Genomic DNA, 26,097 nt, shown 5'->3' on the forward strand with positions numbered 1-26,097 from the left:
TGTTCAAGGCGTCACCATAAACTGTGCTCGCTCGTCTTACGTGCGACTTGATTGACAGCAATAAGCAGCGCCGCATTGACAACCGAGTTAAACAGCCCGACCGCAGTCGAGAAGCTATACTGTACATTGAGCAAACCGGTGCGATACACAAACGTATCGATCACATCGGAAGAACTCATATTAAGCGGATTTTGCAATAACAGTATTTTTTCAAAGCCGACCCCCAAAATGCTGCCTACATTCAAAATGAGCAAAATCGTAATCGTCGGAATGATCGTCGGTATGTTAATGCTCAAAATGCGCCGCCAGCGGCTCGCGCCATCTACAATTGCCGCTTCATGAAGCTGTGGATCGACAGCCGACAATGCGGCAAGATAGATGATCGTGCCCCAGCCGGTACTTTGCCAGACGCCAGACAGCACATACATCGTTTTGAACCATGCCGGATCGGTCAAAAAAGCGGGCGAGCTAAAGCCCATCCATTCGATCATTTTAACGATAATGCCGGTGGAAGGCGACAGGAAGGTAACGATAATGCCTGCCATTACGACAACAGAGATAAAATGCGGTGCATATGTGACCGTCTGTACCGTACGTTTAAACCAGCCATTGCGTATTTCGTTAAAAGCGAGCGCCAGCAAAATCGGCAATGGAAAACCGACGATCAGTTGATAAAGCGAAATCGTTAATGTGTTGCGGATCAAATCCCAAAAATAATAGGAATTAAAAAAACGGATAAAGTGATCCAATCCGACCCACGGACTGTCCGTAATGCCACGAGCAGGCATAAAGTTTTTGAAGGCGATCTGGATACCATACATCGGTCCATAATGGAAAATGAGGAAGTACAAGAATGCGGGAGCGATCAACAGATACAATTCCCAGTTACGTGAGACTCGTTTCCAGCCAGAATGTCGTTTATCCCCAGCCGAGGATTTGGACAGCCGATCCACTTGCACCGTATCAGACATATTCTTTTGCATCCTATTCCTCCTTTAATGCTCATTACAGCATGTTAGTGCAGCCATTACTTGACAACAATGATGAGAGAAGCTGATCATTGCTATTCGTTCATCCTATCGCTATCATCGCCGCAACTGGCAGAAGTAAAAGCGGTGATAACAAAATCGCGATGTCTGTATTGTAAAAAGTAATGCCGATCCGCGTAAATATGTAGAATGTGCTTCCTCACCATACACACATATCACAATGATGATCGATGATACAAAAGGGTTTGTTGCCAATGTGAGCTTATATCAACAAATAACAGCCACATTAGCTTGCTTGGTATAGAAATATGTCAAATATGAGGTCATAATTGGCTTATGATGAACAACTTCTATACTGTAGTACAGTACAAATTAAAAATGATAGCGTTATCATAAATGGCATGTTGATGTTCGTGTCAGTTGTATGTGTTTACATATGTTAGCTATTTCCGTCACAAAATACATACTGCCGTTTAAGCAAGCAAGTATTACGTCTAAGTATAAGTGTGCTGACCATAAGCGGATCAGACTATGACACTGGATGAAGGTGAACCGATATGAGCGATCCATATAACAAAGTAATGGAAAAGATTATAGGCGTCTTTATAACCGAAGATCAGGCGTTGCAGGCAGTTCGCGATTTACGGCAAGCGGGTTTTAAAGAACGGGATATTTCCGTGCTCGCGCAAAATCCGGGTGATGCCGCTGCGATTGAACGGGAAACAGGCGTTGATATTGAAGCACAGCGACAGGCAGGCATGTCAGAAACGACCGTATTTGGTGGGCTTGCTGGTATGTTGGCGGGTTTTGCCACCTTTGCTATTCCAGGGGTGGGGCCATTGCTGGCGATTGGGCCGATCGCCAGTATGTTTACCGGCGCATTGTTCGGAGCAGGCGCTGGTGGTCTGCTGGGCGCTTTAATCGGTTATGGATTGTCAGAGGAAGAAGCAAATCGCTATCAGGATCAGCTAGGACAAGGCAATATTTTGATTCTTGTCGCGGAAGCGACCGGGCGTACAGAAGACATTTATGATATATTCCGCCGTAATGAAGCGGTTAATGTGAACAATCCGTGGAGTGAAGGCGCGGAATGAGCAACATGGTCACATACACGATATGAAAAAAGTAGTTGATAGAAAAGATAGTTGGTGACTTGGCAACAAACAGAGCAAAACAGTGAAGCAAAAAATCTTCGATCATTAGAAGTGTAGTTGTAGCGGTGTAAGACGACTTTTTTGAGTGTTTTCACGTGTTAAATACGATCGAATGATGTTTGGAATTTACAGTTAAGGTTAATACTGTAATGAGCTAGCGCGTATACAATATCATGCATCCCATTACTTGATTATGCGAAGGAGGCAACATCATGTTGAACAACGGGCACAATCGTAATGAACTTGACAATGACACACGCAAAATTGTAGGTGTATTCACAACCGAGGAACAAGCAAGTCAAGCGATACGTGATTTAAAAGATGCAGGTTTTGCTTCAGACGATATTTCGATCGTAGGCAACAATAAAGCAGACATGCGTCAATTAGGAGACGAAACGGGAACCAAAGCGCCTGAAGGCGTAGCGACCGGTGCCACAACTGGCGGTGTAATCGGTGGTGTAGCAGGTTTGCTGGCAGGGTTAGGTCTTGCCGCGATCCCGGTATTTGGACCGATTATGGCAGCTGGTCCAATCGCGGTTACACTAGCTGGAGCGGCAGCAGGTGCCGGAGCAGGTGGGCTTGTCGGCGGATTGATCGGTATGGGGATACCGGAAGAAGAAGCGCGTGAATATGAAGCGAATGTGAATGAAGGCAATATTCTCGTGATGGTCGATAGCGCAGCTGGCAATCGCAGTCGTATTTATGACGTGTTCCGGGCAAATAGCGCGACTAACAGTCGTTATTATGATGCGCCACTTAGCACTAGCGTTAACGGTGAAACAGCGCACCCGGCAACAGAACATGTTAGCGGTGTATATACAACCGAAGAATCACAGCAGCGTATCGTAGATCGCGAGCAGCGTCTTGCTGATGAGGATACAGGTACACTCGGTACAACAGCGACAAATGCACCGTTATCAGAGCGCGATGTGCGCGCAGAGCAAGGGCTTGGCGCTACTAATGATATGGATGTCACGCATGATGAGCAGCGTGTAGATCGTAGCGGACAGCCAACGATCGGGGATGCTTCCGCACAGCGTGCCGGCATGGGCACAAATGGCGCATTGGGGGCGAATATGGCGAATACAGGTTCGTTAGACCCGATGGATCATGAGCGTAGACGTACAGATGACACCCATGATGAATCACTAAAGGAAAAAGGCAAAGATTTGATCGATAAAGGCAAAGAACAAATTGATCGTATGCGTCGCTAATTCATCGCAGATTGATAATATAACAATATGTGCTGTTCATATAGCATACTGCGTACAGTCAAACAGGCAAAATTGGATCGATACAGCTTTAAATGACCAGATAATTCGCTGATGAATAAAATGAGCGTTGTGCTGTAGCTAGCCACATCAATTGGACAGCCGAACGCATCTGTATAGCACATTCACCAAAAGTATCGATCAACACATCTATAGCAGATTTCGGATGGATTACTTCATCCGAAATCTGTTTTTTGTCATAAATTAATTGGAAATCTACACCTATTCACCGCTAACTGGGTAATTTTACAAAAGGTTGGGTAATAGCAAATGAGCAGCGAACAATGAGTCAGGAGGCGAGAAATGATTACTTTTAATAGCGTATCAAAACAGTATGATGACGGTACAGTTGCTGTACAGCCGATGGATTTACATATTAAACAAGGCGAATTTTTCGTGCTCGTTGGGCCGAGTGGCTGTGGTAAAACGACCACGCTCAAAATGATCAATCGCCTGATTGAGCCGAGCAATGGCACGATCGAGGTAAATGAGCGGATCGTACAAAATATGCGACCCTATGAATTACGGCGCGGGATCGGCTATGTATTGCAGCAAATCGCGCTGTTTCCCCATATGACAGTGGAGCAAAATATTGCAATTACGCCTGAGCTAAGTGGCTGGGAGCGTACGCGAATCGATAAGCGTATCGACGAACTGCTACATATGGCAGGGCTTGATCCATCCGTATTCCGTACCCGCAAACCGTCTGAGCTGTCTGGAGGACAGCAGCAGCGGATCGGTGTGCTGCGCGCACTTGCTGCCGACCCACCTGTCGTATTGATGGATGAGCCATTCAGTGCGCTTGATCCAATTGCGCGCGAACGGTTACAAAATGATCTGCTTGCACTGCAAGCAACGATCCGTAAAACGATCGTGTTTGTAACCCATGACATTCAGGAAGCGATCAAGCTAGGTGATCGGATCGGCTTGATGCGGGATGGGCGCATGGTACAGGTGGACACACCGGAAATGTTAATGCAACGTCCAGCGGATGATTTTGTTCGTGAATTTTTCCAGGCAGCAACGCCAACAATGGATACATATATACAGGCGGCTTCCATTCCTCCAGCTATCGATGCTACGGCGAACGATATATCAGGCAATGCCGTTGCCGGGCAGCGCACGGATGATGAAGGGAGGCGGAACAAGTGAGCCTATGGAGCAATCTTGTTCATGTATGGATTCAACGTCAGGATCAATGGGTGCAGGCGTTAACTCAACATATTTTGATCTCCTTTGTCGCTTTATTGTGCGCGCTCATCATTGCGATCCCGCTCGGTATTTACATTTCACGCCATTTGAAAATATCCGAAGGCGTACTAGGCGTAGCGGCAGTATTGCAGACGATTCCGTCACTGGCGTTGCTCGGCTTGCTTATTCCGCTGCTTGGGATCGGCATCGTACCGGCGATTGTAGCGATCGTCATTTATGCGCTACTGCCGATTTTGCGCAATACGTATACCGGAATTCGCCGGGTCGATCCTTCACTGTTGGAAGCGGCGGACGCGATGGGCATGACGCGTGGGCAGCGTCTGTTTAAAGTTGAATTGCCGCTCGCCTTGCCTGTTATTATGGCAGGTATTCGCACGGCGATGGTGCTCATTATCGGGACTACAACATTGGCGGCATTGATCGGTGCGGGCGGGCTAGGCGATATTATTTTGCTCGGCATCGATCGTAATGATACGGCGTTGATTTTGCTCGGTGCGATTCCAGCGGCGCTGTTGGCGATCGTATTCGATTTGTTGCTGCGTGTGATCGAGCGCGCCAGCTTTCGACGTGCGGTATGGATGCTAGCGTTGGCAGCGGTTGTCGTCGTAGCGGCAACCGTGCTGCCGCTGGTCAATCAATCGCAAAAAGACCTCGTCATTGCAGGCAAGCTGGGCGCCGAGCCGGAAATTCTTATTAATATGTACAAAGAGCTAATCGAGCAAGATACGAATTTGCACGTATCGCTTAAACCGGGGCTTGGCAAAACATCGTTCCTGTTCAATGCGCTGCAAAATAAAAGTATCGATCTCTATCCGGAATTTACCGGTACAGCAATTTCTGAATTTTTGCGTGAAGATGCGGTTAGTACTGACAGTGCCAAAGTGTATGAACAAGCACGCAACGGCATGCGGCAAAAGTTTAATATGGAGCTGTTACCACCGATGAAATATAACAATACGTATGCACTCGCCGTGCCGGAAGCGTATGCCGAGCAAAATGGAATCCAAACGATTTCTGATCTGCAAAAAGTAGCGTCTACGATCAAAGTCGGCTTTACGCGTGAATTTGCCGATCGTAATGACGGCTATGTCGGCATGCAAAAGCTGTATGGATTGCAATTTCCGAATTTGACCACGATGGAGCCAAAGCTACGCTACAGTGCGATTGAAGCCGGTGACATTCAGTTGATCGATGCGTATTCGACCGATAGTGAGCTGGCTCAGTATAAACTGCGGGTGTTGGAAGATGATCGTGGTCTGTTCCCGCCCTATCAAGGTGCACCGTTAATGCGTGAACAAACGTACAAAAACGATCCTGAAGTCGTCACTGCACTCGACAAGCTAACCGGTCAAATTACCGATGATGAGATGCGGAAAATGAACTATCGTGTCAATGTTGGCGGCGAGTCGGCAGCCGCAGTAGCACGCAGTTTTCTACAGCAAAAAGGGTTGCTAAAGTAAACTGGCAACAACATGATTAACATCGCATAGCTAACGGAACCGAATGATGGGCGTATCGGCTCTGTTATGCATGAGGTCGTATAGTATAACCATCTATAATTTATTTTAAAATCTCTTTCCCTACCGCTGCTCTATCCGTTATAATATAATGATGCAATCGTACGCCAAGCAGGTCCAAAACAAAGCGTTGTGTACGATATTTTTTAGCGGGTGGGGGAATTACAAGCTTGAGCACTTATCCATTTACATTTGATCCATCGCGTCCATTTGTACAGCAGGCTGGCGAGTGGATTGCCGATGTGTTTTATGACATTTTACCGGAGGCTGGGCTGGAGCTGCGGGATGAGCAGATTTATATGGCATTTCAGCTTGAAAAAGCGTATGCCGAGAAGAAGACGATTTTTGCCGAAGCAGGTGTCGGTACAGGTAAAACACTTGTCTATTTATTGTATGCGATCGCTTATGCACGGTATACACGCAAACCGGCGATTATCGCTTGTGCGGACGAGTCGCTAATCGAGCAGTTGGTCAAGCCGGAAGGTGATATTAGTAAGCTGGCGCGTTATTTGGATTTGCAAGTGGATGCTAGACTTGGCAAGTCACCGGATCAATACATTTGCCTGAACAAGCTGGACGTCGTGCGTACCGAGCCGTCGGCAGGCGATCTGTATCGTAATATTTATGCGGATTTGCCGGAATTTGTCCATTATTCGGATACATTGCAGCGTTTTTATCCGTACGGTAATCGCAAAGAGTACCCGGAGCTAAGCGATGAACAATGGAACCAAATCGGCTGGGATGTGTTTCAAGATTGCCTCGTCTGCTCACAGCGCCATCGCTGTGGACAAACGCTGTCACGGGATCATTACCGCAAAGCGACCGATCTGATCATCTGTTCACATGATTTCTACATGGAGCATGTATGGACATATGAAGGACGCAAGCGTGAAGGTCAATTGCCGCTGTTGCCTGAGCATAGTTCAGTCGTATTTGATGAAGGTCATCTGCTGGAAACGGCGGCGCAAAATGCGTTAACGTACAAACTGAAACAAGCATTGTTTGAAAATATCGTAACCCGTCTGTTGGATGGAGAAGTGCGTGAAACGTTAGCGCTCGCAGTAGAAGATGTAATCGTGCAAAGTGATCAGTTGTTCGGGTTGCTAGATCGATATAGCCGTCCGGTGCCTGGCTCCAATCGCCGCGATATCGGCTGGAATGAGGAGTTGCTGCAAGGGATTGCTGCGGTGAAACGGCAGATCGATGTGATCGAGGAGGAGCTTGTATTTGAAAGCGGTCTGTTTACGCTCGACGATTACCAGCTCAAAATCGTAGAAGAACATTTGGAAATGATTCAGCTTGCGCTCGGTCTGTGCCGTCAGCAAGATCAACTGATTTCTTGGGTAGAAGGTGTAGGAGACGATTTGACACTCGTCATTATGCCGAAAAAAGTCAAAGAAGTGTTAGGCGAAATGGTATTTGATAAACAAATGCCGGTTATTTTCTCATCTGCAACATTGTCGGTAGACGGATCGTTTGCGTATATTGCCGATAGTCTTGGCATTGAGAAATACTTGTCTTTTTCGGTCGCTTCGCCTTACGATTATGAGCAGCAAATGCAAGCTGAGCTGTTCCCGTCGCCGCTAGTATCAACCGGTATAGCGACGCTAGCTGAAGTGGGCACACCGGAATATGTGCGTGTGCAGACCGAACATGTACTGTCACTTGTGCAGGCGAGTGGCGGTCGATCGCTAATCCTGTTTTCTTCCCTACAGGAGCTGGAAGCGTTCCGTCACACCGCACAGACGGTATTGGAAAGGACAGAGCCGTTGTCATACCGGATGCTGTATGAAGGCACCGCAGAGATTAGCCATCTGATCGCTGCTTTTCAGCAAGAGGAGACGAGCGTATTATGTGCGGTAACGCTATGGGAAGGTCTTGATATCCCTGGGCCGTCACTGTCGCGTGTGATCGTCTGGTCATTGCCGTTTCCGCCTAATGATCCGGTATTTGCCTCCCGTCGTGCAGAAGCAAGCGATGCATTCCGTGAAGTGGATATGCCGTATATGCTGCTTCGCTTGCGCCAAGGGATCGGTCGCCTAATCCGGTCGCGTGATGATGCGGGCGCTGTGTCCATTTTCGGGCATGAACTGGCGCGTGATGAAGTGCGCCAGGCGGTTGTGCAGCTATTGCCGTAATATGTTGATGATACCGTATTGTAGTTATCATTAAGATCAACCAAAAACAGCGTGGCAACCCTATCCGAGTAGCTAGGATGGAATGAAGCAAAGCGATGATGATAAACTTACTAAACATCCGGTTCTCTGCTTAAGAGAAACCGGATGTTTAGCATATTGACTACATCGCTTCAGTTTGCGTGCACGCCTTCATTGGCTATCTAATGCGTGTTGCCGACAAAAAATGAATAGCGATCTGCTTTGCCTAGCTGAGTCGTTGCCGTATGATCGATCATTTGTAATGCTTTTAACAAAGAACCGACTTGCTCATGCATCAGATCAATATCAAATTTATCCATTGCTCGATCCGGACGATCGACGAGCAAATAATCCGGCATCGGGATCAAGCCAATCATTGGAATCCGGGCATTAAAAAGCGGCTGACTTTCTCCGAATTGAAACTTATTATGTCCACGCAACATAACGGTGCGTGTATTGTGTCGATCTGCAAGCGCTCTTTTCCAAATGGCACTCATCATTTCATTACCGGTATAAGCGAATTCTGTGCTGATCTGCCCTGTCGATTCATACGTTCCGGTAGCGTTATCTTTCCATTCCAGACTGCCCAAATGCTCGGCAGTCATGCCTGCCACCGCTGTTACATGTCCATGTTTGCCATCCCATAGTTCAGGATGAGCTTGCATCCAAGTTGACGTAGCTTGCGATGTGCCTTTAAATTCAGGCAATCTAAAATGCCCTGTCACAAAAGCAAAAATGAGCGTGCGTTCCGGTTGCTCCTGCTGCTGTAAATAACGAATCATCGATAACATGCCGATCGCACCGTTTTCTTCGATCACATTGACACCATCGGTATGTGTGTTAATAATGATTGATTCTTGTTTGTTTTTGCCTTCAATTTTCACATAAAAAGATTCCGTCACTGCCTGGTGCTGTTGTTCCGCTTCCAAAATGACCGTGCCTGCTTGGTGCGCCTGTGCTGCGCGGATTACTTTCTGTCCTTCCGTCTCATTTACCCAAACTGCCGGGATGCCTGCGTAAGGTTCTGTAAACGGGAGATACTGCTTGTCTATCTTGTCGTTGGAGACACCATTCCAGACGAGGATAACGGCTTTAACGCCATATTGCTTAGCTGTTTGCAAATTGGCATGTTTTAAAGCGGTCGTTAGCACAAGATCACCTTCACCAGCAGGAATACCGGTTGGCGTTCGAAATGATTCACGCCTATTCATGACCAATCCTAGCGGGAAATGTTTGAAATTGTTTATGTTAACGACGGCGATTTTCCCTTGCGCTTGTGCATAATTGCTCGTCTTCGTGTAGACTAACTCTGCGGTCACGCCATATTTATCAGTTTGCCCAGAGTAAGGAAATGCTGAAGATGTGTGGATTGGCGCGTCATTAATAATGATCGCACTGTGCTTCTCTTGCCAGCGGTCAAACGTATACTGATCGCGGTGCACTGTAAGCCCCATTGCCGTCAACTGCTGCTTTAGCCAAGCAATGAACTGATTATGCCCTGGCGAACCTGTTACACGACTTCCGAACGAATTCATAATTTCGATATGTTGCAACATCGTTGCAGTAGAATCAAATCGTTGCTGATCGATGCCAATCATTCCTTTCGTCAAGTGAGGGAGAGTGACCGGTTTTGTTAGCGGCGGAGCATACAGATTTACGATCCAACAAACACTCGTCACGATAGCCAAAAGACGATATAAAACGCTGCGAACGACTGACCGGGCATGCGTATGTTGACGCCCTCCAGCAAAAAAGATATTCCATATTCCTGCCACGAACAGCAGTAAATTAGCTATTGCTAGCATCCAAAACGTTTCGGTTGCTAAAAATAAAATTTCAGCGATAAGTGCACCGCCATACGCCCAAACGCGGTTACCGTTAGGATGGAAAAAAGCACCGATTGTTAACTGGGCGACTAGCATGATGATTGTAGTTATACTTATTGCAGTGGACAACCCGCTCCATATACAAGTACTTAACACCAACAGCAGACATAATATCCCGCAGCGTGCTGCATATACTTTACTCGTCATCATCTGTTTCTTGCTGAACATGAAACGATTCAACGTACGCCTGTATGTCTTGATCCGAAGTAGTTAACAGATTGGCTAGAAAATTTTGAATCGTACGCAGATGATTAATCTTTTGTTCAATCTCGTCTATTTGGTCATGTACTATTGTTTTTAATGTAGCTGGTTCTATGTTTGTATTGATCATTTCTAACATTTTTTTGATTTGTTTGAGCGAGTAGCCTAATGATTTAGTATCTTTAATAAATTTAATTTTGACGAGGTAATCTGGCGTATACACTCGATAGCCGTTAGCATTGCGTTGAGGGGCAGGTAAAAAGTGATGCTGTTCATAATAGCGCAGCGTAGCGGCGCTTACGCCTGTTTTTTTGGCAATTTCGCCTCGGGTCATTAGTTTCATGTGTATTCTCCTATTTTCGTTGTAATTTGTCGTACGTTTATATCATAGTTCGGACAGTCATTACACTATAACGGTTGAACTATACTTCAAGGTCAAGCTGAATAATGATTTCCAATTAATGTAATTGTATGTATGCATTCATGGATAGCGATTACCGTAATGCCACAATCTGAACTTGGTCTAGTTCGCCGGATTGTAGTATAGTGTAAACATGACATAACCGCTCATTTTCAGTCATCGTTATTGTAATCCATGCCCAATCGAAAGGAACGAATCTACTTATGAATTTGACCAAAATGTTAACAAATGCTTGCCTGCTTGGTACTGTGGTGACGGTTGCATTGTATGCACATACCGGCTTGGCTGGAGCGCAAGCGAACACAGCGGCATTGCTGCCTGCGGGCAAATCGGCTTCACAGACTGTATCATCGCAAACGGCAGTGACGACGGATACGCCGGTAACGATTACAATACCGGATGATACGATTCCAATGGATTCGCCTACCGTTACGATTACACAAGAATGGGGCGGGGTAACGAAGCTAAACAGCACGACCGCGATTCCACTTATCGTCGAAGCGCAAAGGCGTTATACGTATGTGATGGAAGGCGGACAATTCAGCAGTGATAACCGTACATTTCAGTATAAAGGAATGTCCTATCGTTATCTGTCTGAAGATATCGGTACCCGTGCGAAGCTGAGCGACTATTTACAGCAGGCATTTACCCGTCAGGCGAGCGATGCGCTGATCGGTAAATTTTTTATTCAATACAACGGGCGGATGGCACAGCCGGACGCGGACGGTGGCAGCATGCTTGATTGGGAGCGCTCGACAGCCAAAATGATCAGCATGACGAATACTGCACGCGTATACCGTCTTACCGTACCGTATGCGAACAATGCGGCTCCGGTCGAGCGCATCGTGGTCAAATTCAGTCTAGTTGACGGACTATGGAAAGTGAATACCGCTCCGCAGTTGATCTTTTAACGATTGGCATGCCCGCAAGGCATCATCCTGCTCGATCAGGATTGGCATGAATGCGATGGGGGTAAATTGTTGTAGAGACTATTTCGAGGAGGGGTCACCATCATGGCAATATCACTCAAAAAACTTAAAGATCAGGTTATCGTAATAACCGGTGCATCAAGCGGCATCGGACTGGTGACAGCAAGAATGGCAGCAGCCAAAGGCGCAAAAGTCGTATTGGCTGCACGCAATGAAGAAGCGATTATTCAGCTAGCTGCCGAGCTGCGCGGCAAAGGTTATCCTGCCACATGGGTAACCGCCGATGTGGGCAAAGAGGAAGATGTCAAACGGATCGCTGAGACGGCAATTCGTACGTTTGGTCGTTTTGACACTTGGGTGAACAATGCGGGTGTATCGATTTTTGGCAAATCGACCGAAGTGAGTGTGGACGATATGAAACGTATGTTTGATACGGTGTACTGGGGCGTCGTGTACGGTTCGCGCGTAGCGGTACAGCATTTCACCGAACGCGGCGTACCAGGCGCACTCATTAATATCGGCAGCATTTTCGGTGATCGGGGCGTATTGCTTCAATCGACCTATTCATCGGCTAAATTTGCCGTACATGGCTGGACCGAAAATTTGCGGATGGAGCTGGAAAAGGATAAAGCACCTGTGTCCGTTACACTCGTTCATCCAGGCAGAATCGATACACCATACAATGAACATGCACATAGCTATCTCGATAAGCAGCCGGCTCATCGCGGTATGATTTATCCGCCAGAATCGGTTGCTCGTGCGATTCTATATGCGGCAGAACATCCAAAACGCGATATGTTTGTCGGCTCACAGGCACGACTTGGTGCGATGTTTGGCAATGCTGCGCCGCGTTTGACGGACATCGTATTTGAATCATTAATGTCCCGTGGTCAGCAATCCAAAGACCGTCCATCGATTCCGCAGCAAAAGAGCGCATTGTACAAACCAGGTTACGGTTTGCATGAACGCGGCAGTCAGGAAGGACATATTCGTAAAGGAAGCTTGTATGTTGAAGCGAGCCGTCATCCGATCATTACGACACTCGCACTGGCAGGGCTGGCAACGATCGCTTTTGCTGTTGCCAAAAACAAATGCGATCATCAGCCGACTACAACTGTACGGCTACCATTGGAAACGATCGATCATGATGCACCGCAATAAGACGGTATGGTGATCCGCTTCGTGCCATTGCACTATCTATACATCATGTTCTGTACGATACGTTCGCTATAAGGCAAAATGTGTATTCATTCCAGCAAGTGTATACTATACATCAAACATCATCAAAGACCTGTTAACGGCTTCACGGCAGTTAACAGGTCTTTGCATTATCTTTCGGAGCCGTACCTAATCCAACGTTATCATCCACAAAACAAACAATAAACGAATCTCACCTATAATAACCGCTGCAATTGGAATATCCCAATCCTAGTATGGCTATCACATCATCGTTTGATCACAATCGAGTTTGCGTACATCGAAAACTAACTTTCACTTGAGACAGCACAGCAGTCATCTATTTATGCTAGTAAACGCACCGTAAATGTACTGCCTACTCCGAGCGTACTTTCCACCTCGATCGTGCCTTGATGTGCTTCCACAATCCAGCGCGCAATCGACAAGCCGAGTCCATACCCTTCAATACGGCGTGTACGCGATTTGTCGACCCGGTAAAAACGATCAAAAATATGACGTTGATCATCGTCCGGAATGCCAATACCGTTATCGCTGACCCGAATAAGTATGCTATGTGGCTTCTCAACTAGCTGTTCTAACGTGAGCGATACATGCCCGCCTGCAGATGTATATTTAACCGCATTATCAAGCAAAATGATCAACAACTGCCGAATGCGTTCGGCATCACAGCGCAGAAGCAGGGCAGCAGGTGCATCATAGTGCAAGCTGATTTGTTTGGCTTCTGCTAGCGGACGGATCGATGCGAGCGTGCGTGCCGCTTCCGCTTGTAGATCATGTTGCTCCACATTCAGTTCACTATGTCCTGAATCCGAACGTGCTAGTGTGAGCAGACTGCCGGAGAGCTGGATCATACGCCGCACTTCTTCTTTCATATTTTGCACCACTTTGGCAGCAAACGGATCATGTTCGACCGCATCTTCCATCTGCAATGTATCGATGGACGACAACAATACACTAAGCGGTGTGCGTAGCTCATGCGAAGCATCTGCCGTAAATTTGCGCTGCCGTTCATACGAGGCAAGAATGGGCACCATCGCTTTGGCTGCCATTCGATAGCTAAAATAGACGGCAAGCGCGCAAAATAACAAAAACGCCGCTCCCAAACCGAGCATCAATTTGTAAAACTGATGATACGAGCCGGTCACATCTTTGCCAACATACAACATGCCGATCGGCTTGCTGCCATCGTATACCATTTCCCCGGTAATAAGCATTCGAATCGTCTGTGGAACCATTGCTGAACGATCCGGTTGATCATCTAAATCATCCTTATCCGGTCGCTGTTCAGGTAAGCGGATCGCCGTACCTTTGAGCAGCAAATGTTGATTGCGATTGGTTGGAAGACGTTTACCTTGTGCGCGAGCATGTTGAATCAATGTTTTTAAACTGGCAGAGTAGATGGAAGTGCCTGTTTTCATAGTGCCAGTAGGTTCGATCAATACATTGCCCATGCCGTACGTATCGTACAATGTATAATATTCGATATATTGACTGAGCGAATCATCGTCATCTTGCTGCCGATCGACCTTTAGTGCGTGTATTTTCTGTTCGATCGTTTCATGCACATCGACCGTAGGACTAAATATAAGCAAATAATAGAGCAATCCATACAAAATAAGCACAAACAGCAGCAAAAACGCGATCAACACCAAGCTATATTTCCACGTCAGACTACGTTGAGTTTTTTGGAAAATATTGTAATTAGCACGAGGGCGCTTTAGCCATTTATTTTTCCACTTTGTAACCGAGTCCTCGTGCACTCTGAATCAGCTCCTTGTTGTCCAACTCAGCAAGCTTGCGCCGCAACAGCTTAATCGTCGCATCGATCGTTTTGGGCCCTACATCTGTTTCCATTCCCCATACCCGATCCAAAATCACTTCGCGTGTCAGCACAACACCACGATTTTGCACAAGCAGATCGAATAACTGGAATTCACGCGGTGTCAGTTGTACCGAGCGTGCATCGAGTGCAACTGTCTGATCGGTACGATTAAGCACTAGCTCGCCAAACTTCAGCTCGTCCGCCTGAATCGGTGCATGACTGCGCCTCGATAAAGCACGTAGCCGTGCTAACAGCTCCCCAATCTCAAACGGTTTGACCAAATAATCGTCGGCACCGGCATCTAAACCATCGATTCGATCTTGCAGCGCATCGCGTGCAGTCAGCATCAAAATAGCACCGGTATATCCTTCTTTGCGCAGCCGTGTACACAAACTCAAACCGTCACCATCCGGCATCATCCAGTCAAGAATTAAAATCGGGTACGAACTGTATTCAATATGTGCATACGCATCATTGCCGGTCATTACCCAATCGACCGTATAACCTGCTTTTTTTTGCAACATGTGTACAATCAATTCCCCGAGTCGGGTATCGTCTTCCGCCAGCAAAACGTGCATCATCGCCCACTTCTTTCTCTATATAGTCAATAATAGCTCCAGCATATCATGTTACGGTGAAAATGGAGTGAAATTCAGACTTTCCCTACGCCAACGAGCAATGAACGATTTATTTTGATGCAGCGATCGCCCAAAAGCTAGTAACTTTCACAATTTCACCATAATTTCACCATTGCCGATTACACTCAGTACGATCAAGCAGGCATAGCATTACAGCAGTCAATTATTTCATTTACGATAAAAGGATGGGATATGATGAAAAATCAAACGTTGATCAAATGGATGACAGGTGTATCCAGCGCACTTTTATTCACTGGTTTTGTCGGTTTTATCGGGTATACAGGCAAAACATCCGCTTCTGCCACAACTACAAACGATACAACGACAACGGATAATACAGCAACAGAAGCGACTACCGCTCAGCATAAACAAGTATCCGCCGGGCTGAAAAAACAATGGCAGCAGGAAAGCAGCAGTGGCGATTCGAACAGCAATAATGCCGCAGCGGTAACGACCGTAACCCCAGCATTTAGCGCGGCTAACTATTCGAATCAGATCGCCGCGACGAGCACACCAACGAGCGCACATTCCACAACGAGTAAAAAGCTGGAAACTCATCACAAATCGACTTCCACAAAAACGCCGTCAACGTATTCTTCCGAAACATCGTCTGCCAAAAAAGTGCATACACGCACACATGCTTCTTAAGCTGCAGTTCATACTGTAATAGCAATACATGACAGGCTAACTGTTAGCTTGACCGTGTTAACTAGGCAGTTTGATATTGCAGAGCAGAGCTGTGCGGATGCTACGATTTCAGTATGTTTTTCATAAGATGTAGTCAATCACATATTGAATGTAAGCTGGTTAAGCCTGGTAAATCGACCAAGATTAATTTGATTTTTGAAGCTGGCTCAAGCTCTTATTGACGAAGATGTAGGTAGATAATCAAAATTTAAATTTAACTTGGTCTGTGTACTGGGGCTTGTCTTCAAACTGCTTTACAGATCGTTCGATCCGGGTAGTTTGCTTTGCGTCAGCCTACGCTGTACAGAGTCTTATCTGACCTTTGTGAACAATAAAATGATACCTAGGATCGTTTGCAGACACCACCTAGTAGGCTGTCTCAAATGGAAATTGTGTTTGAACGTACCTTAACCGATTCATCATCAAGCAATGGTTAGATCGACAAACCGTCAATATATTTGAGACAATTTACTAGTGACTTGTCTCAAGCAGATGTAAGGTTGCGTCCATTTGAAGCCTACTTGAACCGTGCAGCATTCAGATGAACGCAATCCCTGAATAAATTTGAGACAAGCTACTAGTGCATATATTCAAACTGCCGAGTACGTAAAACCGGTGTGTATAACGCTTAATGTTCGCGACAATAACGGCTGTAAAGGAGGAGATCAGATGCATCATTTTCGCGCTATGAATACAAACTTTTATACAGCCGGTCTGTCTACAGCTAGCGAGTTGCAGGCGGAATCATGGTTTGCGTTTGTGGAACAGCATTTAAGCCGCTTTCAGCCGGATAGCGAGCTGTCACGACTAAATGCACAAGCTGGATATCCGTTTTACGCTTCACCGCTGCTATATGAGGCGGTAAAAGAAGCGCTGCATTTTTATGAGTGTACAGACGGTATTTTTAATCCGTTAATGGGGGACATTTTATGCCAGCTCGGTTATGATCGCAGCTTTGACTGGGATCACATATCATTGTCCAATACACCATTACAGCAGCAGACGAATGCTGCTATGGCGTATCGCCATCCGCCTGCTTATCGGCGCTTTGGGCAAACTTATTATACGCTTGACCCCGTGTTGCATACGATTCATATGCATGGCGATATGCAGCTCGATTTGGGTGGAATTGCTAAAGGCTGGAGTGCGGCGCAATTTGCTAGCATCGTACAAGAGCAGGGCGAACAGAGTGGTCTGATCGATGCGGGCGGCGATCTAGTCATCTGGGGCAGCCAGCAACGAGCCTATTGCGTCGAGATTGCCGACCCGTGGGAGGATCGCAAAACGGCAGCTTCGATCGATCTCGTGCGGGATGCGGGTATCGCAACGAGCAGTACATTGCGCCGTAGCTGGCAAGGTAGCGACAATCGCCATTATCATCATTTGCTTGATCCGCGTAGCGGAACGTCAGCGCAATCGGAATGGGTGCAAATGACCGTAATTAGTCCGTCACTTACCTATGCGGAAGTGTATGCCAAATGCGTGCTCATTTTAGGAGTGGATGAAGGACCACGCTGGTTACGTCGGCAAACAGACAATGCGGTAATGATCGGTTTTTGCGCAGATGGCAGTTGTATTATCGATGGGCTTTTGTCTCAATACGGACAATGGAATAGACAAGGAGAGTGGACAACCTATGAGCAATATATGGCATGAAATAGGACAATATTTAAGCGTATGGTACACATCACGGGCAGCAGGCTTAACCGCCTATCTGCTGCTGTTTGCAGCGGTCAGCGCAGGCTTGTTACAGGGCAGCAGCTTTGCCAAAGGCAAGCGCAAAGCGATCGTTAGTTTGATTCACCAATGGTGCGGCTGGTTTGGTCTGTTGTTTGGTATGATGCATGGGCTAGTGCTTGTGTTTGACGATTATATCGGGTACTCGATCTGGAATATAGTAATTCCATTTACCGCTCCGTACAAACCGATTTTGACCGGGATCGGTACGATCACATTGTATATGTTTCTGATCATTATGCTCAGCTCAGATATGATGAAAAAGGTAGGCAAAAAAGTATGGCGAGCGATTCACTTTTTGGCGTTACCTACGTATGGTATGGCATTAATGCACGGTATGCTGCTCGGTACAGACACGGCGTCCACACCGATTTTCTGGATGTATATGATCACCGCTATCATTACATTTGTACTGTTGTTCGCTCGAATTTTCCTGTTCAAAAAGCCAGCCGTCCGCAAAGCATCCACTGCCAAGCCAACTGCTACGGCATAAGTTAAACCGTGTAATGCTGGTCAGCCTACTAGGCAATGTCTTCAAACCTTCCGCGTTGTCATTTTATTATTCAAGTTGATCGCGTTTTAGGTGAGTTGAGCTTCGTATACAAGCGTAATCTAATAAAAAAACGCATCGAATTGCCTACGAAGCAGTTTGAAGACACGCCCTAGTAGCTTGTCTCAAATATAGTTACAGTTTTTCGATCCAACAATGGCTTGGTGCTGAATCGATTTAGGGACGTTTAAACACAATTTTCATTTGAGACAACCTACTAGTACCTTGACCAAGTTAAATGTTAATTTTGGTTGTGTACTGAAATCCTAATCAATACGATCTTAAAACAGATTCAATACTCCAATTCATCTCGGTCAACATACTAGTAGCTTGTCTTAAGTACAGGTACAGTCTATCTATGTAACAATCTTTTGATAATGAGTACAGTAAAGTATGTTCAAACACGATTTTTACTTAAGACCGCCTACAAACTTGAAGAACGCACAGTGCAAGCTGCTCTATCTTTTCGGTAGTACCAAGCCTACCAAGTCGCTGCATAGAAACGTATAGATGAGTCAGTGACCGTACAGACGGTCATGCTCATGTATGCGTTTTTTGGTATGAATTTGGCATAATAAAGTATGATCATTTTGCGTTGCTTCAATTCATATTAGAACCTGGTCTTAAGACGTGCTATACTATAGACCACACATTTTTTATTTTGATAAATAAAGGAGCAATGAAATTGAATGTTCAAGACTGGATTGCACCCGAACGATATAATCTTACCTCTGAAATGGAAAAACATCCGCCTGCACGACTGGCGCTAAAATGGTTAAATGAAGCAGGCGATCACGAGGACATTACGTATGGCGCATTGTTGGAACAGGCGAATCGACTTGCGAACGGTTTGAAGCAGCTTGGACTGCAACAAGGGGATAAAGTGCTGGTCATGGTACCAAGACAGATTATTGCTTACGTGATCTATCTTGCTTGTCTTAAAAGCGGCATCGTCATTATTCCGTCTTCCGAAATGCTGCGCGCCAAAGACCTTGCTTATCGTCTGCGCAATTCCGGTGCGCGTGCAGTCATTGCCTGGTCGAGCGTGACCGCAGAAGTGGACAGTATCGATGAATCATTGCCGGAATGGACGTGGAAAATCGTTGTTTCCGCTGATGGCACAGCAGCTCAGGCAGGCTGGCATGGACTGCATCAGTTAATGGAGCAGCAATCGTCCAGCTTTACCGCAGCCGATACCCATCGGGATGAGATGGCGATTTTGGCGTATACTTCCGGCACGACAGGCAACCCGAAAGGCGTTGTGCATAGTCATGGTTGGGGCTATGCTCATCTGCGTATTACGCGTCCGTGGCTTGATATTCGCGAACATGATATCGTCTGGGCAACCGCAGCTCCTGGCTGGCAAAAGTGGATTTGGAGCCCGTTTCTGTCAGTGCTTGGCTGGGGCGTAACCGGGTTTGCTTACAACGGTAGCTTTAAGCCGCATCGGTATTTGCAACTGTTACAGGAGTATGGCGTCAATGTGCTGTGTTGCACACCGACCGAATACCGACTGATGGCGAAAACGGAAGGGCTAGATCAGTACGATTTGTCCCAGTTGCGCAGCGCCGTATCCGCCGGGGAGCCGCTGAATCAGCAAGTGATTCATACGTTTGAACGACATTTTAACATTACGATTCGCGATGGATATGGACAGACTGAAAGTACGTTGATTATCGGAAACTTGACCGATGCGCCGATTCGTTTGGGCGCGATGGGACAGTCGATTGCGCCCGGTCTGGTGGAAGTAATCGATGAAGCAGGCAAGCCGCTGCCAGCAGGCGAAGTGGGCGATATTGCAGTCCGGACGGATATGCCGGCATTGTTCCACGGCTATTATCTCGATCCTGAACGTAAGCAAACGAATATACGGGGCGATTATTTTGTGACCGGTGACCGGGCAAGCCGGGATGAAGAAGGCTATTTTTGGTTTGAAGGACGGGGTGATGATATTATTATTAGCTCCGGTTATACGATCGGGCCGTTTGAGGTGGAGGAAGCGTTAATGAAACATACGGCAGTCAAAGAATGTGCTGCCGTCGCCAGCCCGGACGAGATTCGCGGTAATGTAGTCAAAGCGTTTATCGTTTTGCGTGATGGAGTAGCAGGTAGTGCAGAACTGATCAATGAACTGCAAAACCATGTTAAAAACTGGACGGCTCCTTACAAATACCCACGCAAAATCGAATTTGTGAGCGATTTGCCCAAAACAAGCTCCGGCAAAATCCGCCGTATCGAATTGCGTGATCAAGAAAAACGATCTTTCCGCGCTGAACAAGGCTGAAGCTAGACAAAATGATAGGATTAACTAGCAGCTTTATTCATGTCTTGCCGTAAGCGTTATCGTTATAGCTGAACATAGTCGATAAGTTTCCAAGTAGGGGACGAATGAAAGGCTGACCGAGCGTTATCTTTTCCTTCTATACTTTATATACACCTGTTACGACAATCTACATGATAGTCGTTGTAGCAGGTGTTTTTGTGTGCTTAAACGGAGCAAACAAAAGAATTCGTATAAGTAAGCTCATTAGGTATACATTTTAATGTGATTTTGTTCGATAACTATGGTAAGCCATGTATGTTTTTGTTGGAGGATAAGCGTATGTATGTGTTTCTTAATGCATTTTTGTTATCTTTTATTCCTTTTGTATTGCTCGGTTTTTTGGCTATAGAAATATTATTGCGTCAACCTGATCATCCGTTGCATCAATTGACGATGTTATTGATTAGCATATTATCACTCATTTTTTTATCTGATTTTTTGACGCAAGTATTAGAATTTGATGTAGTGAGCTTATTTAATCCAGAGACTACTTATATTCTTAGTTTTGTGTCGATTAGTTTGCTAATTTACTTTTTTACGGTATTGAGTCGGATTAATCTTCCGCGTTGGTTGTTGCATCTGCTCGCTGCGCCTCCATTGATTGCTAGTATACTGATGCTGGGCAATCCGGTCTATTTTTATATTGTGCTTAAACAGGGCCAATATTGGCGAGCGGAAATTCACAGTCAAGCATTTGATACGCTGTTTTTGTTAATTGCCGGCTATGCGCTGACGTATTTGTTGGCAATGATGGTATTTGGTTATAGTAAGCTAAGACGGTATCGCATTTATCAGCGTGAACAGCGTATGATGCTGACGATTATACGGGGTAGCTTTTTTGCTTCCGTCTGGCTGGTCATTTCATTTCTAGCGAGCGGGATTGGAACGGAAAATTTGATCGTTCCATTGGATAGCTTACCGACGTATGCCGGGCTTATTTTGGCGTGTACGCTGCGGGTAGCGATGAATAAACATCAGTTTCTAGCTGTAGCAGAGCAGCGCTATAAGCTGCTGTTTACATTGTCGAATAGCGGGATTGCGCTCGTCAATGCTGAAGGAACAACAGTGGAAACGAATCCTGCTTTTAATGAAATTGTCGGCATATCAGAGCAGGAAGATATTAATCTGCTGGAATTGATTCCGTCTAAAGATCATGCACATTATATTGCGCTGATGCGTCAAGCGTTTATCGATGGTTTTATGCCGCAAAACTTGCAAGTAGATATCGTGAATCGGCAAGGGAAAGCGTATATCGTTGAAGTTAGCAGTGATTTTCTGGAAGTTGAAGGGGTTATGCATTGTTATCTCGTCGTGAGGGACATTACACAACAGCAGCAAAATGAAACACGATTGCTGGAAATGGCGTACACTGATGCGCTTACTGGACTTGCCAATCGGTTTCAATTTAATTTGCGACTGGAAGAAGCGCTGGAGCGTTCACGTATGTATCGTACTCGTGTCGTAGTGATGCAAATGGACTTGGATCATTTTAAATGGATTAATGATACGATGGGACATTCCGCTGGCGATTTATTGCTTGTCGGTGTGGCACAGTTGATTCGTGTACAAGCACCGCCTAATAGTGTAGTCGCACGGATGGGCGGAGATGAGTTTGCACTGCTGGCAGAGCTTGGTCCGGGTCAAGGACAAGCGGTTGCTGCCGATATTGCGAACCGAATTTTACAAGGGTTTGAACAACAGATCGTATTGCGGGATAAGTATTATCATGTATCTTGCAGTATTGGGCTGTGTACTGCTCCTGAAGATGGAGAAGACCCGGAAACATTGCTGCGCAATGCGGATACAGCGATGTATGCGGCGAAGCGTATGGGACGCAATCAGTATCAATTGTTTAATGAAACGTTAAAAAGCGCTGCCGAGCAATATTTGCTAATGCAGCAAGGGCTGGAAATGGCACTGGCACGCGATGAATTTTCACTTGTATATCAGCCTCAGGTGGACAGTCGCACCGGTGCGGTCATTGGAGCTGAAGCGCTATTGCGCTGGAATTCGGCTGAACTTGGCTTTGTGTCGCCGCAGGACTTTATTCCGATTGCCGAGCAGAGTGGTATGATCCGGCAAATTGGAGAATGGGTAATGTTGCAGGCGGCAAGGCAAGGCGCCAAATGGATTAACCAAGGCGGTTACTGTCCGATGCAAATTTCAGTCAATGTAGCATCAAGTCAGCTGAGCGATCCGGCATTTGCTTATAAAGTTGCCAATGTGCTGCAAAGTACAGGGCTACCTCCACGCTTTCTTTGCCTAGAATTTACCGAAAGTGCCGCTATTCGTGAAGAAGAACAAATTATGGCGATGTGTAACGAACTGGTCAATATGGGCGTCGCCTTAGCGGTAGACGATTTTGGTACAGGATTTTCATCGATGCGCACAGTGACCACTTTTCCGTTTCAATTTATCAAAATCGATCGTTCACTTATTTATGATATCGATCGTAATCCGCGCAATGAAGCGGTCATTCGCTCTGTACTAGAGCTTGCTGAACAGCTCGATATGCATGTGCTTGCAGAAGGGGTGGAAACGCTGGAGCATGTAGAGCTATTGCAACAACTTGGCTGTTATTATATTCAGGGCTATTATTACGGGCGACCGATGAAAGTGACAGAGTTTGAGCAGTGGGTGCTTGAGCGAGACATTCATGTTAAATTTTCTTTCTAACCTATACTGTTAAACATTTGAACGCTCATTTAGCAAAGCATGTTTTAGGCTTTCAAGCTGATGGTTAGCTGCAACGAGCGCGCTATTGCTGAACAGATCGATGAACTAAGGCATGTCTTTAAACTGCTTTACAGCTCGTTCGATCCGGGTAGTTTGCGTCAGGCTAAGCTGTACAAGGTGTTGTTTTAGTTTAAAAGTGATCTTTGTGCACGATAAAATGATGTGTAGCATCGTTTGAAGACACCGCCAAGCGGCAACGTTTTGTAGTTACTGGAATTTGCATTGCTGCTGCTAATACAGACAGCGAACTCGCCGCAAATTAGCTTATGTATGGATGGTAAACAACAACCGATTTGCATCATGCAAATCGGTTGTTTTCGTATTGCATTTATCAGCTCGTCACGTAGGAGCATAAGGCATGTTGATATCATCAACCTAGCTTTTGTAAGTAAACGCTTGGATTGACATGTATTTCTGTGCTACGATAACTCCGTGTTATGATAGAATAGGTGTGCTCTGGACGTGAACAGGCAGACCGCCAAGTCAAAGGGGGAACGGCATTGACACTGCAACAGCTCCGCTATGCGATCGAAATCGCAAATTGTGGCTCGATGAACGAGGCCGCCAAGCGGCTTTTTATTTCCCAGCCCAGCCTGTCCAATGCAATCAAGGAATTGGAAAATGAATTGGGAATCTCGATTTTTGATCGGACGAATCGGGGCATTAGCATCTCGGTTGAAGGGATGGAATTTCTCGGCTATGCGCGCCAAATTATTGAACAGGCGGAATTGATCGAGAATCGTTACCACGGCAGTAAACGCAATTTGATCCATTTTTCCGTTTCGACACAGCATTATGCGTTTGTGGTCGATGCATTTGTGAAGCTGATGGAACAGAGCGATATTAACGAGTACAATTTGCAGTTGCGTGAGACACAGACATACAACATTATCGAAGATGTCAAAACATTGCGTAGCGATCTCGGCATTTTGTACATTAATGAACGTAATTTTAAAGTGATGAACAAGCTGTTTAGCGATGGCAATTTGATGTTTACGCCACTGTTTAATACAAGCCCGCATATTTTTGTACGTGCCGGACATCCGCTAGCAGAGCGCGAATATGTGACGACTCAACATGTGAGCACGTATCCGTACATTACGTTTGATCAAGGGGCGAACAATTCGCTGCATTTTTCAGAAGAAATGGTTAGCTTCTCCAATGTAGTGAAAAGTATTAAAGTGAATGATCGTGCGACACTGGCGAATCTGCTTGCCGGCACGAACGGTTATACGATCGGTACAGGCATACTCGTCTCGCAATTTAACTATGAGCAGTTGACGGCGATCCCGCTACAGACGAATGAAGATTTCACCGTCGGCTGGATTGCCCATAAAGACCGCAAGCCAAGCGATATTGCTTCCAAATATATCGATATTTTGAACGATCTCGTATCCAATAGTTATCTGAATATGAATCAATTCTTATTGTAGGAGGAGCATATGTCCATTCCAATGACAGGCACACGCAGAATTTATCCTCCATTTCGCTGTGATATTGTGGGCAGTTATTTGCGTCCGGAGTCACTGCGGGAGGCGAGATTTCAATTCGAAAGCGGCGAGCTGAGTGCCGAACAGCTCAAGCGGATTGAAGATGAAGAAATTACACTGCTCGTGAACAAGCAAAAAGAAATGGGACTGCAAACAGTAACCGATGGCGAATTTCGGCGTGGCTGGTGGCATCTGGATTTCTTTTTTGGTGTAAAAGGTACCGAGAAGATCGGGTTGCCTACCGCCGGCATCGACAATCGTAACCGGGCGGAAAGCTTTCGCGTAGTCGATAAAATCTCGTTTGGCGAGCATCCGATGTTGGAGCATTTTCGCTTTTTGAAAACGCTGGCAGGGGATCGGGTAGCAAAGATGACGATCCCGTCGCCAGCACTGTTCCATTTTGTGGAGAGCTATAACGGCAATGATGTATACGATGATCCAGAGGAGCTTAATCGCGATATTGTTACCGTATATCGTGATGCGATTCAGGCGTTTTACGATGCAGGCTGTCGTTATTTGCAGCTCGACGATACAACTTGGGGAACGCTGTGCAGCAGTCGTCATCGTATGCTTATTCGCAATCGTGGACAAGACCCGGATCAGCTTGCCCGTGATTATGTACGGCTCATTAATGAAAGTATTGCCGAGCGTCCGGCGGATATGACGATTGCATTGCACGTATGTCGAGGCAATTTCCGTTCTACTTGGTTTGCGGCTGGTGGTTATGAGCCGGTGGCGGAACAACTGTTTGCACATACCGAAGTGGACGCCTTTTTCCTCGAATACGATAATGAACGCGCGGGAGATTTCCATCCATTACGCTATATTGCCGATCAATTTGTAGTGCTCGGACTTGTGACGACAAAGCATGGCGGGTTGGAGAGCAAAGAGATGCTCAAACAACGTGTCGCTGAAGCAGCAGGTTTTGTCGAGCTGGAAAAGCTCTGTCTGAGCACACAATGTGGCTTTGCTTCGACTGAGGAAGGCAATATGCTGACCGAAGAAGAACAATGGAATAAAATTCGGCTTGTGCGTGAAACCGCCAACGAAATATGGAATAGTAATCCGCTATAATGCCGCAACCTATACAATAAATATGAGCAGGCGCTTTCTGTAAGTAGAAAGCGCTATTGCTTATTGTCGCCGCTAGTTATTAGCGATGAACAGTAAGCAATCATTAA

General features: G+C 46.2%; 19 protein-coding genes. 14 read left to right on the plus strand and 5 right to left on the minus strand.

Features of this window, described 5'->3' with window-relative positions; translation table 11 throughout:
- Positions 1 to 11: 11 nt before the first annotated feature.
- Positions 12 to 983: an ABC transporter permease gene (locus tag U1I11_RS09870; protein ID WP_416235430.1), complete on the minus strand. Its 972-nt coding sequence runs from the start codon at positions 981 to 983 to the stop codon at positions 12 to 14.
- 563 nt (positions 984 to 1,546) lie between these two features.
- On the opposite strand from U1I11_RS09870, the gene U1I11_RS09875 reads away from it, so the two are divergent.
- The 5 genes from U1I11_RS09875 (at position 1,547) to U1I11_RS09895 (ending at position 8,281) form a co-directional block, all read left to right on the plus strand.
- Positions 1,547 to 2,083: a general stress protein gene (locus U1I11_RS09875; RefSeq protein WP_322905929.1), complete on the plus strand. Its 537-nt coding sequence runs from the start codon at positions 1,547 to 1,549 to the stop codon at positions 2,081 to 2,083.
- A gap of 272 nt (positions 2,084 to 2,355) precedes the next feature.
- Positions 2,356 to 3,357, plus strand: a complete 1,002-nt coding sequence (locus U1I11_RS09880; RefSeq protein ID WP_322905930.1) for a general stress protein — start codon at positions 2,356 to 2,358, stop codon at positions 3,355 to 3,357.
- 360 nt (positions 3,358 to 3,717) lie between these two features.
- On the plus strand, positions 3,718 to 4,566 hold the full coding sequence (locus U1I11_RS09885; protein WP_322905931.1) for an ABC transporter ATP-binding protein: 849 nt from the start codon (positions 3,718 to 3,720) through the stop codon (positions 4,564 to 4,566).
- A complete protein-coding gene (locus U1I11_RS09890) occupies positions 4,563 to 6,086 on the plus strand; it encodes an ABC transporter permease/substrate-binding protein (protein ID WP_322905932.1) in 1,524 nt (507 codons plus the stop codon). Before U1I11_RS09885 ends, U1I11_RS09890 begins: the two co-directional genes overlap by 4 nt.
- Positions 6,087 to 6,313: 227 nt before the next feature.
- Positions 6,314 to 8,281, plus strand: a complete 1,968-nt coding sequence (locus U1I11_RS09895) for an ATP-dependent DNA helicase (protein WP_322905933.1) — start codon at positions 6,314 to 6,316, stop codon at positions 8,279 to 8,281.
- Positions 8,282 to 8,481: 200 nt separating this feature from the next.
- Here the strand turns inward: U1I11_RS09895 and U1I11_RS09900 are convergent, their stop codons facing one another.
- Positions 8,482 to 9,897, minus strand: a complete 1,416-nt coding sequence (locus U1I11_RS09900; protein ID WP_322905935.1) for a M28 family peptidase — start codon at positions 9,895 to 9,897, stop codon at positions 8,482 to 8,484.
- 424 nt (positions 9,898 to 10,321) lie between these two features.
- Positions 10,322 to 10,729 (minus strand): MerR family transcriptional regulator, encoded by a 408-nt coding sequence (locus U1I11_RS09905; protein WP_322905937.1) that lies wholly within the window; start codon positions 10,727 to 10,729, stop codon positions 10,322 to 10,324.
- Positions 10,730 to 11,010: 281 nt separating this feature from the next.
- Between U1I11_RS09905 and U1I11_RS09910 the strand changes: the two genes are divergently transcribed.
- Both U1I11_RS09910 and U1I11_RS09915 read left to right on the plus strand, forming a co-directional pair.
- Positions 11,011 to 11,718, plus strand: coding sequence for a DL-endopeptidase inhibitor IseA family protein (locus U1I11_RS09910; protein ID WP_322905938.1), 708 nt, complete (start codon positions 11,011 to 11,013; stop codon positions 11,716 to 11,718).
- Positions 11,719 to 11,820: 102 nt separating this feature from the next.
- Positions 11,821 to 12,897, plus strand: a complete 1,077-nt coding sequence (locus U1I11_RS09915) for an SDR family oxidoreductase (protein WP_322905939.1) — start codon at positions 11,821 to 11,823, stop codon at positions 12,895 to 12,897.
- A gap of 359 nt (positions 12,898 to 13,256) precedes the next feature.
- Here the strand turns inward: U1I11_RS09915 and U1I11_RS09920 are convergent, their stop codons facing one another.
- Both U1I11_RS09920 and U1I11_RS09925 read right to left on the minus strand, forming a co-directional pair.
- Positions 13,257 to 14,693, minus strand: coding sequence for a sensor histidine kinase (locus U1I11_RS09920; RefSeq protein ID WP_322905940.1), 1,437 nt, complete (start codon positions 14,691 to 14,693; stop codon positions 13,257 to 13,259).
- The gene (locus tag U1I11_RS09925; protein WP_322906191.1) at positions 14,659 to 15,333 is read right to left on the minus strand and encodes a response regulator transcription factor; all 675 of its coding nucleotides are present in this window, start codon (positions 15,331 to 15,333) and stop codon (positions 14,659 to 14,661) included. The genes U1I11_RS09920 and U1I11_RS09925 overlap by 35 nt, the downstream gene beginning before the upstream one ends.
- Positions 15,334 to 15,585: 252 nt before the next feature.
- On the opposite strand from U1I11_RS09925, the gene U1I11_RS09930 reads away from it, so the two are divergent.
- The 7 genes from U1I11_RS09930 (at position 15,586) to U1I11_RS09960 (ending at position 25,990) form a co-directional block, all read left to right on the plus strand.
- On the plus strand, positions 15,586 to 16,041 hold the full coding sequence (locus tag U1I11_RS09930; RefSeq protein WP_322905941.1) for a hypothetical protein: 456 nt from the start codon (positions 15,586 to 15,588) through the stop codon (positions 16,039 to 16,041).
- 708 nt (positions 16,042 to 16,749) lie between these two features.
- Entirely contained in the window at positions 16,750 to 17,736 is a 987-nt protein-coding gene (locus U1I11_RS09935; RefSeq protein WP_322905943.1) for an FAD:protein FMN transferase, read from the plus strand.
- The gene (locus tag U1I11_RS09940; protein WP_322905944.1) at positions 17,717 to 18,310 is read left to right on the plus strand and encodes a ferric reductase-like transmembrane domain-containing protein; all 594 of its coding nucleotides are present in this window, start codon (positions 17,717 to 17,719) and stop codon (positions 18,308 to 18,310) included. The genes U1I11_RS09935 and U1I11_RS09940 overlap by 20 nt, the downstream gene beginning before the upstream one ends.
- Positions 18,311 to 19,046: 736 nt before the next feature.
- Positions 19,047 to 20,651, plus strand: coding sequence for an acetate--CoA ligase (locus tag U1I11_RS09945; protein WP_322905945.1), 1,605 nt, complete (start codon positions 19,047 to 19,049; stop codon positions 20,649 to 20,651).
- A 318-nt stretch (positions 20,652 to 20,969) separates the two neighbouring features.
- Positions 20,970 to 23,366 carry an EAL domain-containing protein gene (locus U1I11_RS09950; RefSeq protein WP_322905946.1) on the plus strand — a complete coding sequence of 799 codons (2,397 nt, stop codon included), beginning with the start codon at positions 20,970 to 20,972 and terminating at the stop codon, positions 23,364 to 23,366.
- 560 nt (positions 23,367 to 23,926) lie between these two features.
- Positions 23,927 to 24,859 (plus strand): LysR family transcriptional regulator, encoded by a 933-nt coding sequence (locus U1I11_RS09955; RefSeq protein WP_322905947.1) that lies wholly within the window; start codon positions 23,927 to 23,929, stop codon positions 24,857 to 24,859.
- A 9-nt stretch (positions 24,860 to 24,868) separates the two neighbouring features.
- Positions 24,869 to 25,990 (plus strand): 5-methyltetrahydropteroyltriglutamate--homocysteine S-methyltransferase, encoded by a 1,122-nt coding sequence (locus tag U1I11_RS09960; RefSeq protein ID WP_322905948.1) that lies wholly within the window; start codon positions 24,869 to 24,871, stop codon positions 25,988 to 25,990.
- Positions 25,991 to 26,097: the final 107 nt, after the last annotated feature.

It is taken from the genome of Paenibacillus campi (assembly GCF_034659835.1).
GTDB lineage: Bacteria > Bacillota > Bacilli > Paenibacillales > Paenibacillaceae > Saccharibacillus > Saccharibacillus campi.

Coding starts and splice junctions, on each gene's coding strand:
- U1I11_RS09870 (WP_416235430.1), bottom strand. CDS start 983: ATGCAAAAGAATATGTCTGATACGGTGCAAGTGGATCGGCTGTCCAAA.
- U1I11_RS09875 (WP_322905929.1), top strand. CDS start 1,547: ATGAGCGATCCATATAACAAAGTAATGGAAAAGATTATAGGCGTCTTT.
- U1I11_RS09880 (WP_322905930.1), top strand. CDS start 2,356: ATGTTGAACAACGGGCACAATCGTAATGAACTTGACAATGACACACGC.
- U1I11_RS09885 (WP_322905931.1), top strand. CDS start 3,718: ATGATTACTTTTAATAGCGTATCAAAACAGTATGATGACGGTACAGTT.
- U1I11_RS09900 (WP_322905935.1), bottom strand. CDS start 9,897: ATGATTGGCATCGATCAGCAACGATTTGATTCTACTGCAACGATGTTG.
- U1I11_RS09905 (WP_322905937.1), bottom strand. CDS start 10,729: ATGAAACTAATGACCCGAGGCGAAATTGCCAAAAAAACAGGCGTAAGC.
- U1I11_RS09910 (WP_322905938.1), top strand. CDS start 11,011: ATGAATTTGACCAAAATGTTAACAAATGCTTGCCTGCTTGGTACTGTG.
- U1I11_RS09915 (WP_322905939.1), top strand. CDS start 11,821: ATGGCAATATCACTCAAAAAACTTAAAGATCAGGTTATCGTAATAACC.
- U1I11_RS09925 (WP_322906191.1), bottom strand. CDS start 15,333: ATGCACGTTTTGCTGGCGGAAGACGATACCCGACTCGGGGAATTGATT.
- U1I11_RS09930 (WP_322905941.1), top strand. CDS start 15,586: ATGATGAAAAATCAAACGTTGATCAAATGGATGACAGGTGTATCCAGC.
- U1I11_RS09935 (WP_322905943.1), top strand. CDS start 16,750: ATGCATCATTTTCGCGCTATGAATACAAACTTTTATACAGCCGGTCTG.
- U1I11_RS09940 (WP_322905944.1), top strand. CDS start 17,717: ATGAGCAATATATGGCATGAAATAGGACAATATTTAAGCGTATGGTAC.
- U1I11_RS09945 (WP_322905945.1), top strand. CDS start 19,047: ATGAAATTGAATGTTCAAGACTGGATTGCACCCGAACGATATAATCTT.
- U1I11_RS09950 (WP_322905946.1), top strand. CDS start 20,970: ATGTATGTGTTTCTTAATGCATTTTTGTTATCTTTTATTCCTTTTGTA.
- U1I11_RS09960 (WP_322905948.1), top strand. CDS start 24,869: ATGTCCATTCCAATGACAGGCACACGCAGAATTTATCCTCCATTTCGC.